Raw genomic sequence first — 14,813 nt, forward strand, 5'->3', positions numbered from 1 at the left:
GGATTAATCCGACGTCCGAGTCTTGCCCGAGCTTGCCCCCTTGGGGGACGCCATGCCCCGGCCCTTGGGGCGCACCATGCCGCGGCCTTTGCCTCCGGCCTTCGTTGCGTCCCGCCGGTTGCTTGCGCGTTTCGCCTCCAGCTCCCGCGCGGCCTTGGTGTGTTGGCGCTTCGGTGGCGTATGGGCGCTGTTGCCGAGCTGTTCCCGCAGGATTTTGCCGGGGATTTCCTCCACGGCGCCGGGTTCAAGCTGGCCAAGTTGGAAGGGGCCGTAGGAGACCCGCAACAGGCGGCTCACCGGCATGCCAAGGTAATCCATGACCCGGCGGATTTCCCGGTTCTTGCCCTCGCGAAGGGAGACGGAAATCCAGGCATTGGCGCCGGTCTGGCGCTCCAGAACCGCTTTGATGGAGCCATAATTGACCCCCTCGACGGTCACACCGTTTTCCAGGGCTGCCAGTTTCACGGGGTCGGGGCGACCGTGGATGCGCACCCGGTACCGGCGCAACCATCCCTGGGCGGGGAGCTCCAGTTCCCGGGCCAGATCGCCGTCATTGGTCAGCAGCAGAAGCCCCTCGCTGTTCAAATCCAGGCGACCAACGGAGATCACCCGGGGCAAACCACCGGGCAGGCGATCGAAAACCGTGGGGCGGCCCTGGGGATCTTTGTGGCTGGTCACCAGCCCGGAGGGCTTGTGATAGCGCCATAGGCGGGGGGGCTCCTTGTCGGGCAGGGGTTTGCCATCCACGGCGATGGTGTCGCCTGAGGTCACCAGAGGGGCCGGTGGCGTCACCTGGCGTCCGTTTAAGGTCACGCGGCCCGATTCGATCAGCTTTTCCGCATCCCGGCGGGAGCAGAGGCCCGCCCGGGCGATGACCTTTGCGATCCGTTCGCCTTCGGACCCAGGCGCTGTGGTGGCGTCGCCGGTTTGGTCTTCGTTTTTTGGGTCGGTCATGGAGTCTCTCCGGTCCGGCAGGCGATGATGAAAGCCTCGAACAGGGCTGTGTCCGCAGGGCTGATGGCGTATTCGGGGTGCCACTGCACCCCCAGACAGAACCGCCGTGCCGGGTCTTCCACGGCTTCGATCACCCCGTCGGGGGACCGGGCGGTGACCATGGCTGGGTCGGGCATACCCTCTACGGCTTGGTGGTGGGCGCTGTTCACAGGGAAGGGGCCAGGACCGGTGATGGCCGCCAAGCGACTGCCCGGGGTCGTGGTCACATCGTGGCCCGGCTCCGTGCGGGGGTTGGGCTGTTCATGGGCCAGACCGTCGGGGAAAACGTCGGGGACGTGTTGAATGAGGGTGCCGCCCAAGGCTACAGCGAGGAGTTGCTGGCCACCACAAATACCGAAGAGCGGGATATCCCGGTCCAGGGCGCCTTTGACCACGGCCAGTTCGAAGGCGGTCCGGCGCTGTTTCAGAACGACAGTTTCATGGACGGTCTCGGCACCAAACAGGCTGGGATCCACGTCAAAGGCTCCACCGGTGATCAGCAGCCCATCAATGAGCGTCAGATAGTCCGCCGCGACCTCGGCGTTATGGGGCAGGATGACGGGTAGACCGCCAGCCCGGGCCACGGCGTCGCAATAGTTATGGCGAAGGCCATACCAGGGAAGGGCCGAATAGCCGCCGCCTTCCTCCTCACTGTCTGCGGTGATGCCGATGACCGGACGGCCCATGGATGGAACTCCTACTGTCTTTATAACTCTGTCAGGAACATTTGGTCCCTGTTTATGGCCCATATGGGGTCTTCGCAACAGTCCCGCTTGACCTGATCCTCGCTTTCCGCCCATCCCTAACAGCATGATGGAGAGAACGCCCCATTTGGATCCCATGCTTTTGGCCCTGGATCAGGCCCGTGCCGCTGCGGCCCGGGGGGAGGTGCCCGTGGGAGCCGTGGTCACCGACCGGGCGGGCCGGGTATTGGGCGCTGCGGGCAACCGGGTGGAGGAAATCGCCGATCCCACCGCCCATGCGGAGGTCCTGGCCATTCGCGCCGCCTGTGCGGAGCTGGGCAACCCCCGTCTGACCGATTGTACCCTCTGGGTCACCCTGGAGCCCTGTCCCATGTGTGCCTCGGCGATTGGGCATGCGCGGCTGGCGCGGGTGATCTTCGGCGCCTATGACCCGAAAGGGGGGGGAGTCGAGCATGGACCCAGGCTCTTCCATCGCTCAGATTGCCTGCATCGGCCCGAAGTGGTTGGGGGGGTCCGGGAAGGGGAAGCGGGGGGCTTGCTCCGAGACTTCTTTCGGATCCTGAGAGAGAGGCGTTCTCGCATTGACATATAATTAGACAATACTAATATTGCCTCCAGTCAGGAACATAGGATTGGAGTGAGAGACATGTACAAGGATTGGCCGAAAATGGCTGCGGAGCTGACAACCCTGATGGGCGATACCCGTAAGGGGATTCCCGAGACCTGGGGCGGTTTCTCGGCCATGGCCAAGCATTCGACGGCCGCAGGCGCCTTGGATCCCAAGACCAAGGAACTGATCGCCACGGGGATTGGCATCGCGGTCCGCTGCGATGGGTGCATTGCTTTTCACGTGAAGGCTGCCATTCAACAGGGGGCCACCCGCGAGGAAATGCTGGAAACCGTGGGCATGGGTCTCTACATGGGGGGTGGTCCTTCCGCCGTCTATGGCGCCATGGCCATGGAGGCCTTTGACCAGTTCGCCGCCCAATAAGGGCAGGGGGGCTGTCTGGGGGGCGGTTTCAACTGGTCCACCGAAAAGGGAAGCCCATGACCCGATTTCGTTTCCTCCCTTCGGCCCTCCACCTGTCCCTTTTGGTGGTGGTCCTTTCCCTTGCCCTTGTCGGGGGAGCGCCCCCTTTCCAAGCCCTGGCGGCTGAGGAGGGGGGCAGTCAGAAAGACAAAATCACCAAACGCCCTCGCTATGATGCGGCACTCAGTGGCGGAACGGTTATTCAGTTGGACACGATGTGGATTCCGATGGTCGTGTCCGGCGACCGACGCCAATATGTGGGAATGACTGTTCATCTGATGCCCGAACAGGGCAAAGAGGCCGAGGCTTGCTATGTCACCCCATGGGTGACAGAAGCCCTGATCTTCTATTTCAACAGCCACGGCATGAGTCCGCAGGAACGCCAGGATCTGGATAACAAAGATTTTGTGAAGGCTCTGTCTGCCGTGGTTGATAAGGTCGCAAAACCTGGGGTGTTCCGGGAGGTCAAGGTGATCGATGCGCCCCCCGCTAAGCAGGACGCCAATAATGCCGAACTGTCGTTGATCTGTATTTGAGGGATGGCTCTAGATCGGGATGACCGTCGCGTCGTGGCGCTTTACAGCGCTTTGTTGCGCGACCACGGCCCAACCTTCAAAGCTTTGAACTGGAGCGCCAAGGAGACCCAGCATCGGCGGTTCGAGGATCTGGTCAAACTGGGGATCTCTCCCGGCGACCGGGTCTTGGATGTGGGCTGCGGTCTGGGAGATTTTCTGTCCTGGCTCGTCGGGCAAGGTCTTCAGGTGGAGTATACGGGCATCGATATCACACCGGATTTCGTGGCCCATTGTCGGAAGGTTCATGGGGCTGAGGGGCGCTTCCTTGAGGGGAATATCCTGGAGGATCTGGCGGGGCTGGCACCCCAAAGCTTCGATTGGGTGGTCGCCAGTGGCGTGTTCGCCCACCGCAAGGATCATCCCTGGGCGTACATGAAAGCCTTGATCAGGGCCATGATGGCCCTGGCGAAGCGGGGCGTGGCCTTCAACACCCAATCTACCCTGGCCCCTTATCCGGAGCGGTGGAAGCTGTTCCATGCTGATCCAGGTCAAACGGATGCCCATTGCCGGGCCACAGGGTGGACCTGTCTGTTGGTTCACGATTCCTGTCAGACGGATTTTGTTCAATATATGTGGAGACCCGAGTGATGACCTAGAGTATTCCGAGATCAAGTTGGGTCGCTTCGCGACCAAACTTGGCCTCGAAGACACTCTAAAACTTATAGAGTGAGAGTGAAACGGGGCCAGCTTGACTCAAGCTGATCCCGTTTCACTCTAGGCCGAGGGGATTCCTCTGGTCTTCACTCGGGTCGGTCTGGTCCGGTCAGGGCTTCTATTGGGCTGGATTACCCTGCCTGGCACCATGAAGGGCGGCGAGGATTGCCATGGGGTCCTTTCCCACAGCAGCGCCGAGAGTCCGGGCCGAGGCGTCTGACGCCGCACCCTTCCACCCCTGGTCCCTCAGGACCCCTTCCAGGGCGGCGGGAGGCAGGCCCAGGACTGCGGCGGTCTCGGTCAGGGGGGCTGTCTCCATGGCCGTGATCAGGGCTCGTGGGGAAAATCCACCATCGCCGCCGTCGCGGGCTGTCAGGGTGATCACGCCAGCCGAAACGATCAATGACAAGACCAGGGCGACTTGGGGCAAGCTCCGGCGAAAATAGCCCGAAAATCCCCTCCAATGGCGGAACAGATGCCAGACGGCGGCGGCGACGAAAACGAGGCCCAGCCATTCGTGCCCTTCTTTCACCCAGGCCTCACCGGTGTGGAAAAACAGCATGATCCCTGTCACACCGATGGCAAGGAAGACGATGGCGGTAACCGGGGTGACCACGTCCCGTTTCAGGAGGTCTGATGTGCTTCTGGTGGACATTTTTTTAATCCGGGTCTGAATTTCCGATGTCCTGCTTTTGCACCTGACACCGGAATAGTTCAACTTACACTTTGTTCATCTTCCGGTAAGGAAAGGGGGGCCGAGGACGCTGGCGGGCCTTCGCTCCAGTTTCGGTGGCGTCCCTCCCCCGACCCCGGCTCGTGGGCGGTCAGGGCAATGAGCAGTCCCGCGCCGAGCAGGACCAGGGCGATGGTGATTTGTGTGGGACGGCGCAGGAGGGCATGCCGGAAGCCATGCCAATGGTGGATCAGATGCCAGAGGGCGGCGGCAAGAAAGGCTATGCCCAGCCATTCGTGAGCAATCCGGACGGTGGATGGGGACCACTGGAGGAACAGCATGACGCCGGTCCCCGCCATGACAAGGAAGAGTGCCGCAGTCAGGGGCATGGAAATATTGGGGGGACCGACATGGGGGGGCTGTGTCGCAGCGTGAGTCTTTCGGCCGGTTTCTGCTGTGCTGAGGGGGGGATCAAGGGGGGACATTTGGGACCTCCAACGGATCCGGGACTCTGGATCCGGAGTGCTTGCGTCGCTCCTGCCGATATCAAGGATGGGGAAGCCGTGTGGGAGCTTTCGCGTTAACCTGTTTCCATGGTATTTTTTGCTTCTTTTTTATTTTAGCAGGCGTTGGGCGAGGGTCCTAGTTAATTTCCCGTAATGTTTGTGTGGACACTAGTGGAACTTGCTGCCCAAGGTGACGTATCGGCGGGAGAGCCTGAGACAAGATTGCGTCGATACGGAATGGACTATGGTGACGCGTACTTTTGTTTATATCCCCGCCTCCCGAAACGTTCGGTAAGGTGTCGTTAAGATCCCCGCCCTATGGTGGAAGGCCGGGAAGGGCAGGCCCCCTCCTTTCCATGAACCCTGATCTAGGACTGGCGCGCGATTCCCAATGCGTCTTAAGTGTTACACTGCCGATAGCATGGCCGAGGCCATGGCCTCGATTCGGGCCGAATTGGGGGACGATGCCATCATCGTTTCCACCCAACGGGCGTCGGACGGTAATGGCGTGCGGATCACGGCGGCCATGGAAGGGGATAACCGGTCAGAGGATGACATTCATGTTGCCCTGACCGGGAACCATCGTACGCCCTTGGGAGAAGCGGTGCGGGAGGCTTTGGAATTCCATGGTGCTCCGCCCCGTCTGACCGAACTGCTGGTGAACCTTGCTGCGACCACGCCCGCCCATGACGCCACAGGTGCTTGCGCAGCGGCCTTGGACGAGGTGTTCCATTTCTCGCCCATGCCCCAGGCAGGCGGGTCCCGCCCGGTTCTTCTTGTCGGTCCCCCTGGGACGGGCAAGACCATTGCTGTGGCGAAGCTGGCCGCCCGGGCCCGCATCGCCGGGCAATCCGTGGGTGTGATTACAACGGACACCGTCCGCGCCGGTGCCCAGGAACAGCTTGCCGCTTTCACACGGATTCTGGAAATCGATCTGAAGCGGGCCAAGGGCCCCGATGCCCTGGCCGCCCAGGTGGATGCGGTGAGTCGGGACCACGGTGTGATTTTCATCGACAGCCCGGGCCTCAATCCCTTTTCCCTGGGTGACATGGATTATCTGCGCGATCTGCTGGACGCGACCAGCCTGGATGTGACTCTTGTGTTGAACGCGGGCATGGATCCCATGGAAGCGATGGAGATTGCCGATGCCTTCGCTGAGGTTGGCGCGTCACGCATTTTGGCCACGCGACTGGATATGGCCCGTCGCCTTGGTGGTATCCTGGCCGCTGCGGAAGCGGGAGCCCTCGCTTTTGGCGATGTGTCCATCAATCCGCAAGTGGCCGATGGACTTTGTCCCATCAATCCCGTTTCCCTCGCACGGTTGATTCTTCCCCTGGAGGAAGAGCGAACCGTCGAGGCCCCGGAACCGGCCCGCACGTCCGCCGGTGACAATGACGACACGCCGTATTCGGAGGCTCTGTGATCGGTATGACCAGCGATGTCACTCGAACCGGAACGCCGCCGTTCGCCTCTTCCGCGCCCCCGCCTCTTGGGGAAAGGGATGCGCCTCACGACGCCGCCTCGCCGACCATGGTTCCCCGGGCCACCGGGGCCAAGGCCCGCAATCGGAATATTATCGCCATCGCTTCGGGTAAAGGGGGCGTGGGGAAAACGTGGTTCGCCATCACCCTGTCCCACGCTCTGGCCAAACGCGGTCAGAAGACCATGTTGTTCGATGGTGATCTGGGTTTGGCGAATGTCGACATCCAACTGGGGTTGATGCCTAAGGCCGATCTGGGGAGCGTGGTGTCGGGCAAGAAAACCTTGAACCAAGCCGCTACGCCTTATCCTGCGGGGGATTTCGATGTGATCGCCGGACGCTCGGGGTCCGGTAGTCTGGCCAACATTCCCCCGGGGCGTCTGCAGATATTGACCGAGGATCTGATGCTGATGTCTCAAAGCTATGACAAGGTTGTCCTCGACCTTGGGGCCGGGGTGGACAAGTCCATCCGTCTGCTTTCCCGGGCGGCGGGGTCCATGCTGGTGGTTACGAGCGATGAGCCCACGTCCTTGACGGACGCCTATGCCTTCATCAAGATTACCGCCATGGAACGACGCGACGTGGACATCCGTGTGGTGGTGAACGCCTGCAATTCCACCCGCGAGGGAGAGCGGACCTACCAGACCTTGTTGAAGGCTTGCCAGGGCTTCTTGAAGATCAGCCCCCCGTTGGCCGGGATTGTGCGCCGGGATACCCGGGTGCGCGAATCCATTCGTAATCAGATACCGATCTTGACTCGCTATCCCAACAGCGAAGCCGCCATGGACGTGGAAGCCATCGCCGAGCGACTGTTGCAGGGCTAATCTGGGTTCGGATCGCGGGAAGGGAACCCGCCGGGAATGAACACGCCCATTCCACCACCGCCACCCACGGCCATGGGACCGCTTCAGTCGTCGGTTCCCATGACGGCGACTATGCCCAATCCTCCTCAGGCCCTGATGTCCCTTCCCCAGGGGTCGACCTTGAACGCAACCATCCTCGCCACCCTGAGCAAGGGAGAGCTGCGGGTTTCCACCCAATTCGGTGAATTGGTCCTGAAAACACCCTTGAACCTGCCCCAGGGCGGAGATCTGTCCTTGACACTGCTGGGACAGGTACGGGGGCAGGCCCTGTTGAAAATGGCGGCTCTCAATGGTCGCCCTTTGACCTCGTCCGGCTTGCAGGGAGCGGGGCAGGGAGCCGGGCAAGGAGGTGGTGTCGGGATAGGGGCCGGGGGGGCCGGGACGGGTGCGGTGGGGCAAGCTTCTGGTTTGCCCGGGGCTGGGGCAGGGCAGGGCACTGCGGGAGGAGGGGGGGCTCAGGCGGTCACGGTCTCCCTGGGAAGTTCTGCCAACTCTGGCATTGCTGCGACGGTGGTTCGTGCCGCAACCGGGCCCCTGTCTTTTGGGGCCAAGGAAGGGGCCTTTGCCGGTGTGATTGGCGGGGCGCGCCAGACAGTGCCCGCGCCTCCGCTGGGGGCGCAATTGGTCGTGCGCGTGGCCCAAGTGACGCCCTCCTCGGTGTCAGGTATGGGAGGGGGCACAACGGGCGTCCCCGGAGGCGCGATCCCGCCCGCCGGTCCGGGATCGAGCGAGGGCATACCCCCCAGGGCAATGGCGGCCAATACCGAGGGGGGCGATGGGTCAAAAGCGGCCCCCTTGGGACGGGTCTCGGCAGCCGCAGAAGGCTCCTCGTCGGGGGGCGCCGCCCGGGTGGTGGCCAACGATACGCTCCAGGTCCTGACCGGGCGCAGTGTTCCGGGGAGGGTGCTGTCCGCTGGCACGGGGGCCCAGCCGGTCATCGATACGGATATCGGGCAATTGGCCCTGCGCGCTCGCCTGGATGTGCGGCCCGGAGACCTTGTCCAACTTCAGATCATCGGTCGTCCGGCTATTGGGGCCGCCACCACCACCGCTGCCACTGCCACTGCCACTGGGGCCCCCCTCCCCGCGCCGCCGTCCGCCTCTGCGGTCGCAGCGACCCAGGCCGGGCAAGGGGTGCCGCCACTCACATCGGGGACCGGGTGGCCAACCTTGTCGGAAAGTTTGCGGATCATGGCGTCGTCCGAGGGGGGAGGGGCCAATAACCCCCTCTTGGCGGCCATGCCCAAGGCTGGTCCCTCCCTTGCAGCAGCGGTCACGTCTTTTGTCGGTGCCATTCGAAATGGTGGGGATACGGAGAAATGGCCCGGGGGACCCGCCATGCGGGCCCTGGAACGGACAGGGGGCAAGAAAGGGACGGCATTGGCCGGACGGTTGGGGTCGGAGATGCGGGACATGGCCAGCCGGGCCAGCGAAGGGTCTGGCGAGTGGCGAACCTTCAACGTGCCCTTTCTGGCCGGGGCGGATATTGATCCGATCCGGGTGATCCTGCGCCGCTTGGATAGCGAGGGAGAGGACGATTCAGAGGCGGGCAAAGGCCGAAAGGAGCAGGGGCAGCGGTTCCTGGTTGAGCTGGACCTGTCTCGCCTTGGCCCTCTGCAATTCGATGGGCTTTACAAGAAGAAGGGGCGGGCATTGGACCTTGTGGTGCGCGCCCGGGATGCTCTGCCGTCGGGTGTGCGCTATGATATCCAGGTGCTCTATAACACTGCCCTGGTGACCATGGGTTTGACTGGTCGGGTCCATTTCGATTTCACGGGGGGCTTTGTCCGCCCCCCCGTCGCTCCCCCCGGTGGGAGCGAACGGGGCCTGGGTCTGGGGGCCGGACCGGGGGGAGTCTTGGTTTAGAACCCAACCCAAAAGTCATGCCGTGACGACAAAGGGGGCCGTCATGCCCGTTTTTACGGTGAAACTGGATCAGCTTGAGTCAAACTGACCCAGTTTCATTCTGATGGTATGAATTTTAGAGTGCCTTCGAGGCTTTCCGCTCCTGGTCTCTGCCCCACAGGTGGCCTTTTTCCGTGACCAGGACGACGCCTAGGGCGCAGAGGCCGAAGATCAGATAGCCCAGAACAAAGGGGCGGACGGTGCCATCAAAATGCTGGCCCAGGAAGCCCCCCAACCCCGCCCCCATCAGAGAGGTGATGAAGCCGACGAAGGAGGAGGCCATGCCCGCCACCTTGCCCATGGGTTCCATCGACAGGGCGTTGGCGTTGGGGGCGATGAAGCCGAAGCAGAAGAACCCCAGGAACATGAAGGCCATGAACAACCACAGGGGCGGGTGAGCCGGAAAGCCCAGCATGCCCATGGCCGAACCCAGGACGACAAAGGAGACCAGGGCCGTATGGCACATACGGCGGATACCGACCTTGATGACAAAGCGGCTGTTCAGGATGGAGGCCAGGGCGATGGCCGAGGCCACGATGCCAAACAGCAGGGGGAATAGGGCGGATTCGCCATAGACGACGTCGAAAATTTGTTGAGCAGAGCTCACGTAACTCATCAACATACCCAGCATGAAGCCAACGCAAAGGGTGTAGCCGACGGTGGCCCGGGTTGTGATCACGGTGCGGGCGGCGAACCAGACGCTGGTGAAGGTCGTGGCCGAGCGCTTGCTGGCGGGGTGGCTTTCCTCCAGACGCAGGGTGGTCCACAGGAACAGCCCCAGGCTGACCAGCGCGAGCATGCCGAACAGCCAATGCCAGTCGGCCACCGTCAGAATGACGCTTCCGAAAGTGGGAGCCAGAACGGGGATGATGATGAAGACGGTCATCAGTGTGGACATGGCTTTGGCCATGCCTGCGCCTCGGCTGTAATCCCGGACAATGGCCATGGACAGGATGCGCGGAGAGGCGCCACCGATCCCCTGGATGAATCGGGCGATCAGTAAGGCTTCGAAAGAGGAGGACAGGGCCGCAGCGATTGCGGCAAGGGCGTAAATCAGGAACCCGGCATAGAGGACCGGCTTGCGGCCCACGGCATCGGACAGGGGCCCCCAGAGAGGTTGTCCCAGGGAAAAGCCGATCATATAGGTGATGATAACCAACTGCTGATCGTTGGGGTCCGAGAGGGAATAATCCCGGGCGATGTCGGGGAGGGCCACCAACATGACATCGATGGAGAGGGCGGTCAGGGCAATCATCATCGCCATCATCGCGATGAATTCGGGGTGAGACATCACCCCGAACCGCTGGATTGGCGTAGGAGGGTTGGACATGATAGATCCAGGATTGGAGTTGGTCCGCAGGAGTCAAAACGCGAAAGGTCGGCGGAACTAGAGTATTCCGAGAATCAAGTTGGGTCGCTTCGCGACCAAACTTGGCCTCGAAGATACTCTAAAACTTAATAGAATGAGAGTGATATGGGGCCATCTCGTTCCAAGCTGATCCCATATCACTCTATGGGGTACATAGGGAGAAATGGATTTGATGAAAAGGCTTTCTCGAGGTCACTCTGAGTCTCTCTTTCCCGCCGAGGTTTTTCCGAGGCCCCGGTGTCCCTCGATTTTCGGACCGTCTCTCTTCCCATTTCCTCTGTTTTCTGGAGTTTACCCCCATGGCGAAGCCCCTCGATCAGATTGTGACCGATCGCTTGGTTCTGCGCCCCTGGCGGTGGGAAGATCGCGCCCCCATGGCCCGGATGAATGCCGATCCCGAGGTCTGTCGCCACCTGCCCGCCCCCCTGAATCGGGAAGAGAGTGACGCCCTGGTGGATCGGATAGAGGCCCATTGGCGCAAATATGGCTTCGGCCCCTGGGTGGTGACCAAACGGGAGGCCGCCTTTGACCCGGGGGGGGAAACTGGCCCCAGGACCGGACCGATGATCGGCTTTGTCGGCTTATTGGTGCCCCGCTTTTCGGCTCCCTTCACCCCCTGTGTGGAAATCGGCTGGCGTCTGAATCCGGCCCACTGGGGCCAGGGTCTGGCGACGGAAGCCGCCGCCGCAGTCCTGGCCGAGGACGCCTTTGCCCACCATGGCTTCGAGGAGGTGGTGGCCTTCACCGTGCCAGACAACATGGCCTCGCGCCGGGTGATGGAGAAGCTGGGCATGACCCGGACTCCGGCCGATGATTTTTTCCATCCGCTCCTGGCCCTGGACGATCCCTCGGCCCCCCATGTGCTGTACCGAATGAAGAGAAGGTAAGGGAAAATGCGCTGGGGCCACTCCCTCTCGTGACCTCTTTCTCTCCTGCTCCCCCACTCTCACCGCCAAACCGCCCCATTGCGGCCCCATTGGCCGTGTTCCATAGGCTTGCTGTCCCCTTCCACCGGTCCGGACGATCCCATGCTCCCCTCGACTGCTGCCCGCCCCCTTGGTTCCCGCCCCCTTGGTCCCCGCTTCTTTGCGCCCGTCCTGCTGCTCTTTTCCCTGGCGGTGGGAGCGGTCCTTCCGGCCTCGGCCCAGGTGTTCGAACCCGAGAGCTTCACCCTCGACAATGGCTTGGAGGTGGTGGTGATCCCCAACCACCGCGTTCCCGTCGTCCACCAGATGGTCTGGTATAAGGTCGGGGCGGCGGATGAGCCTGCAGGTGAGTCTGGCATCGCCCATCTGCTGGAACACCTGATGTTCAAGGGCACCGACAAGATTCCGCCTGGAGAATTCTCCAAGATCATCGCTCGCAACGGGGGGCAGGACAACGCCTTCACCAGCGATGACTACACCGCTTACTACGAGTCCATCGCCAAGGACCGTTTGCCGATGGTCATGGAGATGGAAGCTGATCGCATGGCCAATCTGCGCATGTCCGAGCAGGACTTCCTGACCGAGCGTGACGTGGTGCGGGAGGAACGGCGCTCGCGCACCGACAACGAACCCAGCGCCCTCTTAGGGGAGCGCGTCGGACAGGCCCTTTGGGTCAATCACCCCTACAAGAATCCGGTGATTGGCTGGGAAAACGAGCTGATGGCCTTGACCCGCCAGGAGGCGCTTGATTTCTACGACCGCTTCTATGCGCCGAACAATGCCATCCTGGTGGTTTCCGGAGACATCACCGCAGCGGAGTTGAAGCCGCTGGCCGAAGCCACCTATGGCAAGCTGCCCCGCCGCGACACTCCGCCCCGGAACCGGCCCCGCGACCTGCCCCCGGCGGCGGAGACGGTCATCACCATGGCCCACCCCCATGTCAGTCAGCCCAGTTTTTCCCGACAGTATATCGCGCCCTCCAACAATCTGGATCCCGACGGCCTGAGTGATGCCCTCCAGGTCCTTGAGGAGTTGTTGGGTGGAGGAGCGACCTCCCGATTGTATAAATCCCTTGTGATCGACCAAAAACTGGCCGTTTCCGCCGGGGATTGGTACCGCTCCGACGCCGTCGATTGGGGGGTCTTCGGGCTCTATGCCTCCCCCCGCGATGGGGTGGAAATCGACACGGTGATTGCTGCCGTTGACGCGGAAGTGGCCAAGCTGCTGAAGGATGGCGTCACCGACGAAGAGGTGGAGAAGGCCAAACACCGGCTGACCGCCGGCTTGGTCTACGCCCGGGACAGCCTGTCCGAGGGCGCGCGGGTGCTGGGCTCGGTCCTCGCCACTGGTGGCTCCATCGCCGATGTGGAGGATTGGCCCAACCGTATCAAGGCTGTGACGCCCGAGCAGGTGATGGCCGCCGCCCGTGCCGTCCTCGCCCACCGGGACCGTTCGGTCACCGGCATCCTGTTGCCCGAAGCCCGGAGCTGAGAAGAGATATGACCTCCCTGTTTCGCCTTGCGACCCCCACTGCGGCGCGGCGTCTTGCGCCCACAGTTTTCGCCCTGCTGTTCCTCTGCATCCTGGTGCTTCCCGCCCGGGCCATGGAGGTCCAGACGGTGACCAGCGCCAAGGGTGTCACCGCCTATCTGGTGTCGGATTCAACCCTTCCCATCGTAACCCTCGACTTCTCCCTTCCTGCGGGCTCGATCACCGATCCGGTGGGCAAACGGGGGCTGGCCTATTTGGCGTCGGGCCTGATCGACGAGGGCGCCGGAGAGTATGACTCCCAGGCCTTCCGGGAACACTTGCAGGATCTGGCCATCGAGCTGCATTTCGACGCCGGGCGGGATACCTTCAACGGCACCTTGAAGACAACCACGGACAACCTGGACGAGGCCTTCCGCCTGTTGCGCCTGGCCCTGACAGAACCGCGTTTCGATGCCGAACCGGTGGAACGGATCCGTGCCCAGGTGCTGTCCAGCATCCGGAGAGATGACGAGGATCCGAACACCATCGCCTTCCGCGCCTGGATGAAGGAGGTGATGGGCGACCATCCCTATACGGAAGACGAGAAGGGGACGGTGGACTCTGTGGCGGCGATCACCGCCGATGACTTGCGGATGTTCATGAAGACCCGTCTGTCCCGCAAAGATCTGTCCATCGGCGTGGCCGGGGATGTGGATGCGGGCACCTTGTCTGCCCTGCTCGACGAAACCTTTGGCTCCTTGCCGGAAAAGGCGAACCTGCCCCAAGTGCCCAAGCCGGTGATCACCCTGACGGGCAAGACGACGGTGATTGACCGGGATATTCCCCAGAGCATGGCGGTCCTCGGCCAAAAAGGGCTGCTGCGGGAAGATCCCCGCTGGCATGTGGCCTATGTGCTGAATTACATCCTGGGTGGTGGCGGGTTTAGCAGCCGCCTCACCGAAGAGGTGCGGGAAAAGCGGGGCTTGGCCTATTCGGCTTACAGCTACCTTTACCCCTTCCGCCTGACGGGCCTGTGGATCGCAGGCACAGCCACCCAGAATGCGCGCATGGGGGAATCGCTCAAGGTGATCCGTGACCAATGGCGCCGCATGGCCGAGGAGGGGCCGACGGCGGAGGAACTCAAGGATGCCAAGACCTACCTGACGGGGGCCTGGCCCCTGCGCTTTACCTCTACCGAAGCGGTGGCGGGTATGCTCGCGGCCATGCGGGTGAACGACCTGCCGCCGGACTACATCGACAGCCGTAATGCCAAGGTGGAGGCGGTGACCATCGAGGATATTCGCAAGCTGGCGAAGGAGTTGATGGATCCCGACGCGCTGACCGCCGTGGTGGTGGGGAAGCCGGAAGGGGTGTGAGGGAGAGACGTATGGCAAGCGGCGCGGGGTGATACCCACGCCGCTTTTCTTGCGTTCAAATGCCAGCCGGGCTTTTGTGGGCCATCTGGGCTCAAGCCGCAGGGTTTACGACAGGGGATGTTGTTCCGTTACCGTGTGGTCGGACAGACCTGATTTCATCCTGATCCACTTTCACTCTCATTGTATGGATTTTAGAGTGCTCCGAGGCCAAGTTGGGCCAAGAAGTGGTCCAACTTGGCCTCGGAGCACTCTAATGGGTGATCGCCTCTCCCAGATCCGCTATTCTTCC

General features: G+C 62.2%; 15 protein-coding genes. 10 read left to right on the top strand and 5 right to left on the bottom strand.

The window, feature by feature from the left end; translation table 11 throughout:
- Nucleotides 1–3: 3 nt before the first annotated feature.
- Nucleotides 4–954 carry a pseudouridine synthase gene (locus ACLIRY_RS08060; RefSeq protein ID WP_413204867.1) on the bottom strand — a complete coding sequence of 317 codons (951 nt, stop codon included), beginning with the start codon at nt 952–954 and terminating at the stop codon, nt 4–6.
- On the bottom strand, nt 951–1,679 hold the full coding sequence (locus tag ACLIRY_RS08065) for a gamma-glutamyl-gamma-aminobutyrate hydrolase family protein (protein WP_413204868.1): 729 nt from the start codon (nt 1,677–1,679) through the stop codon (nt 951–953). Before ACLIRY_RS08065 ends, ACLIRY_RS08060 begins: the two co-directional genes overlap by 4 nt.
- Nucleotides 1,680–1,833: 154 nt before the next feature.
- Here ACLIRY_RS08065 and ACLIRY_RS08070 point away from each other — a divergent pair, with 154 nt between their 5' ends.
- The 4 genes from ACLIRY_RS08070 to ACLIRY_RS08085 are packed head-to-tail and all read left to right on the top strand — an operon-like array spanning nt 1,834 to nt 3,890.
- Complete coding sequence (locus tag ACLIRY_RS08070) at nt 1,834–2,289, top strand: nucleoside deaminase (RefSeq protein ID WP_413204869.1); 456 nt, start codon at nt 1,834–1,836, stop codon at nt 2,287–2,289.
- A gap of 54 nt (nt 2,290–2,343) precedes the next feature.
- Nucleotides 2,344–2,688, top strand: a complete 345-nt coding sequence (locus ACLIRY_RS08075) for a carboxymuconolactone decarboxylase family protein (protein ID WP_413204870.1) — start codon at nt 2,344–2,346, stop codon at nt 2,686–2,688.
- A gap of 56 nt (nt 2,689–2,744) precedes the next feature.
- Nucleotides 2,745–3,263 carry a hypothetical protein gene (locus ACLIRY_RS08080; RefSeq protein WP_413204871.1) on the top strand — a complete coding sequence of 173 codons (519 nt, stop codon included), beginning with the start codon at nt 2,745–2,747 and terminating at the stop codon, nt 3,261–3,263.
- A 3-nt stretch (nt 3,264–3,266) separates the two neighbouring features.
- Entirely contained in the window at nt 3,267–3,890 is a 624-nt protein-coding gene (locus ACLIRY_RS08085; protein ID WP_413204872.1) for a class I SAM-dependent methyltransferase, read from the top strand.
- A 184-nt stretch (nt 3,891–4,074) separates the two neighbouring features.
- On the opposite strand, the gene ACLIRY_RS08090 is transcribed toward ACLIRY_RS08085, so the two are convergent.
- A complete protein-coding gene (locus ACLIRY_RS08090) occupies nt 4,075–4,611 on the bottom strand; it encodes a DUF4405 domain-containing protein (RefSeq protein ID WP_413204873.1) in 537 nt (178 codons plus the stop codon).
- A 59-nt stretch (nt 4,612–4,670) separates the two neighbouring features.
- Entirely contained in the window at nt 4,671–5,114 is a 444-nt protein-coding gene (locus ACLIRY_RS08095) for a DUF4405 domain-containing protein (protein ID WP_413204874.1), read from the bottom strand.
- 412 nt (nt 5,115–5,526) lie between these two features.
- Here ACLIRY_RS08095 and ACLIRY_RS08100 point away from each other — a divergent pair, with 412 nt between their 5' ends.
- The 3 genes from ACLIRY_RS08100 to ACLIRY_RS08110 all read left to right on the top strand — a co-directional run bounded on the left by ACLIRY_RS08100 (nt 5,527) and on the right by ACLIRY_RS08110 (nt 9,344).
- Nucleotides 5,527–6,558, top strand: coding sequence for an AAA family ATPase (locus ACLIRY_RS08100; RefSeq protein ID WP_413204875.1), 1,032 nt, complete (start codon nt 5,527–5,529; stop codon nt 6,556–6,558).
- Between the two features lie 107 nt (nt 6,559–6,665).
- Entirely contained in the window at nt 6,666–7,439 is a 774-nt protein-coding gene (locus tag ACLIRY_RS08105) for a MinD/ParA family protein (RefSeq protein ID WP_413205335.1), read from the top strand.
- Nucleotides 7,440–7,475: 36 nt separating this feature from the next.
- Nucleotides 7,476–9,344: a hypothetical protein gene (locus ACLIRY_RS08110; RefSeq protein WP_413204876.1), complete on the top strand. Its 1,869-nt coding sequence runs from the start codon at nt 7,476–7,478 to the stop codon at nt 9,342–9,344.
- Between the two features lie 115 nt (nt 9,345–9,459).
- On the opposite strand, the gene ACLIRY_RS08115 is transcribed toward ACLIRY_RS08110, so the two are convergent.
- The gene (locus tag ACLIRY_RS08115) at nt 9,460–10,713 is read right to left on the bottom strand and encodes a multidrug effflux MFS transporter (RefSeq protein WP_413204877.1); all 1,254 of its coding nucleotides are present in this window, start codon (nt 10,711–10,713) and stop codon (nt 9,460–9,462) included.
- 338 nt (nt 10,714–11,051) lie between these two features.
- Between ACLIRY_RS08115 and ACLIRY_RS08120 the strand changes: the two genes are divergently transcribed.
- The 3 genes from ACLIRY_RS08120 to ACLIRY_RS08130 all read left to right on the top strand — a co-directional run bounded on the left by ACLIRY_RS08120 (nt 11,052) and on the right by ACLIRY_RS08130 (nt 14,524).
- The gene (locus ACLIRY_RS08120) at nt 11,052–11,639 is read left to right on the top strand and encodes a GNAT family N-acetyltransferase (RefSeq protein WP_413204878.1); all 588 of its coding nucleotides are present in this window, start codon (nt 11,052–11,054) and stop codon (nt 11,637–11,639) included.
- A gap of 141 nt (nt 11,640–11,780) precedes the next feature.
- On the top strand, nt 11,781–13,169 hold the full coding sequence (locus ACLIRY_RS08125) for a M16 family metallopeptidase (protein WP_413204879.1): 1,389 nt from the start codon (nt 11,781–11,783) through the stop codon (nt 13,167–13,169).
- Nucleotides 13,170–13,177: 8 nt separating this feature from the next.
- Complete coding sequence (locus ACLIRY_RS08130; RefSeq protein WP_413204880.1) at nt 13,178–14,524, top strand: M16 family metallopeptidase; 1,347 nt, start codon at nt 13,178–13,180, stop codon at nt 14,522–14,524.
- Nucleotides 14,525–14,813: the final 289 nt, after the last annotated feature.

It is taken from the genome of Rhodospirillum sp. A1_3_36 (assembly GCF_047263945.1).
Classification (GTDB): domain Bacteria; phylum Pseudomonadota; class Alphaproteobacteria; order Rhodospirillales; family Rhodospirillaceae; genus Rhodospirillum.

Bases quoted from the DNA above. Each gene is read 5' to 3' on its own strand.
- ACLIRY_RS08060 (WP_413204867.1), bottom strand. From the start codon at position 954: ATGACCGACCCAAAAAACGAAGACCAAACCGGCGACGCCACCACAGCG.
- ACLIRY_RS08065 (WP_413204868.1), bottom strand. From the start codon at position 1,679: ATGGGCCGTCCGGTCATCGGCATCACCGCAGACAGTGAGGAGGAAGGC.
- ACLIRY_RS08070 (WP_413204869.1), top strand. From the start codon at position 1,834: ATGCTTTTGGCCCTGGATCAGGCCCGTGCCGCTGCGGCCCGGGGGGAG.
- ACLIRY_RS08075 (WP_413204870.1), top strand. From the start codon at position 2,344: ATGTACAAGGATTGGCCGAAAATGGCTGCGGAGCTGACAACCCTGATG.
- ACLIRY_RS08080 (WP_413204871.1), top strand. From the start codon at position 2,745: ATGACCCGATTTCGTTTCCTCCCTTCGGCCCTCCACCTGTCCCTTTTG.
- ACLIRY_RS08085 (WP_413204872.1), top strand. From the start codon at position 3,267: ATGGCTCTAGATCGGGATGACCGTCGCGTCGTGGCGCTTTACAGCGCT.
- ACLIRY_RS08090 (WP_413204873.1), bottom strand. From the start codon at position 4,611: ATGTCCACCAGAAGCACATCAGACCTCCTGAAACGGGACGTGGTCACC.
- ACLIRY_RS08095 (WP_413204874.1), bottom strand. From the start codon at position 5,114: ATGTCCCCCCTTGATCCCCCCCTCAGCACAGCAGAAACCGGCCGAAAG.
- ACLIRY_RS08100 (WP_413204875.1), top strand. From the start codon at position 5,527: ATGCGTCTTAAGTGTTACACTGCCGATAGCATGGCCGAGGCCATGGCC.
- ACLIRY_RS08105 (WP_413205335.1), top strand. From the start codon at position 6,666: ATGGTTCCCCGGGCCACCGGGGCCAAGGCCCGCAATCGGAATATTATC.
- ACLIRY_RS08110 (WP_413204876.1), top strand. From the start codon at position 7,476: ATGAACACGCCCATTCCACCACCGCCACCCACGGCCATGGGACCGCTT.
- ACLIRY_RS08115 (WP_413204877.1), bottom strand. From the start codon at position 10,713: ATGTCCAACCCTCCTACGCCAATCCAGCGGTTCGGGGTGATGTCTCAC.
- ACLIRY_RS08120 (WP_413204878.1), top strand. From the start codon at position 11,052: ATGGCGAAGCCCCTCGATCAGATTGTGACCGATCGCTTGGTTCTGCGC.
- ACLIRY_RS08125 (WP_413204879.1), top strand. From the start codon at position 11,781: ATGCTCCCCTCGACTGCTGCCCGCCCCCTTGGTTCCCGCCCCCTTGGT.
- ACLIRY_RS08130 (WP_413204880.1), top strand. From the start codon at position 13,178: ATGACCTCCCTGTTTCGCCTTGCGACCCCCACTGCGGCGCGGCGTCTT.